Below are 900 nucleotides of genomic sequence, written 5' to 3'. Positions count from 1 at the left end.
GTAGGCGATCCAGAATCCGAGTGGAACGCCAAACACCATGCTGACGATGGTCGCCGAGAGCGAGATCAACAGCGACTGGCGAACAATACCCCAAGTGTCGGGATCACCCGTCACAAGAAGTGATACTGCGTCAACGAACCCCTGACCGATCTCAGCCCAATAGTCCCAGGACCCGGTCTCCATTTTCGAATCTAGTTCCGGAGGAGTTCGCTCTCTTGTTTGTTTGCTGCCGGGACGAACAGCGACCGTCCATACTGGGCCTTCCCGAATTCTCCGATGATGTCTTGTCCCTCCGGCGAGACAATCCAGTCCGCAAAAGCCTGGCCGCCGGCCGCATTCACTTTGGGAAACCTGGCAGAGTTGACCGGCATGACGTGGTAGATGTTGAAGAGCGCCGGATCATTTTCGACGAGGATCGGCAGGCCGATGCGCTTGGCTTGGGTGAGATAGGTGCCCCGATCAGTAAAGGCGTAGGCTTGGAATTGCGATGCGACATCCATGGTCTGGCCTTGGCCCTGTCCGGTTTCCCGATACCACGCTTGGCCCTTCGGATCGATCCCCGCACGCTTCCACATGGCGAGCTCGCGGACGTGAGTTCCCTACTGGTCGCCGCGTGCAACGAAAGGCGATTTTGTTTCCGCGATACGCCGCAGGGCATCGGCGGACTTCAACCCCTTGATCTTCGCGGGATCACCTTCCGGGCCGATAATCACGAAATCGTTGTACATTACGAGCCGCCGCGACGTTCCATTGCCGTCCGCCATCCAGAGCTTTTCGGCATCAGGTGAGTGCGTAAGCAGCACATCGCCTTCGCCTCTGGCGCCTTGTTTCAAGATGTCGCCGCTACCCGCGACAATCGCTTTCACGGTCAAACCCGACTTCTTGGCAAAGGCATCCGTT

Annotated in this window: 1 protein-coding gene and 1 pseudogene; both read right to left on the bottom strand. The window is 58.0% G+C overall.

Annotated elements, in window-relative coordinates:
• On the bottom strand, positions 1-183 hold a 183-nt coding region (locus tag NS334_RS18930), incomplete at its 3' end, for a hypothetical protein (RefSeq protein WP_241492015.1).
• 8 nt (positions 184-191) lie between these two features.
• Positions 192-866: pseudogene (locus NS334_RS19380) on the bottom strand (substrate-binding domain-containing protein).
• Positions 867-900: the final 34 nt, after the last annotated feature.

It is taken from the genome of Sphingomonas endophytica, from assembly GCF_001476895.1.
Taxonomy (GTDB): Bacteria; Pseudomonadota; Alphaproteobacteria; order Sphingomonadales; family Sphingomonadaceae; genus Sphingomonas; species Sphingomonas endophytica_A.
Note: the sequence above shows the minus strand (reverse complement) of the source record. Positions and strands in the feature narration are given on the sequence as shown.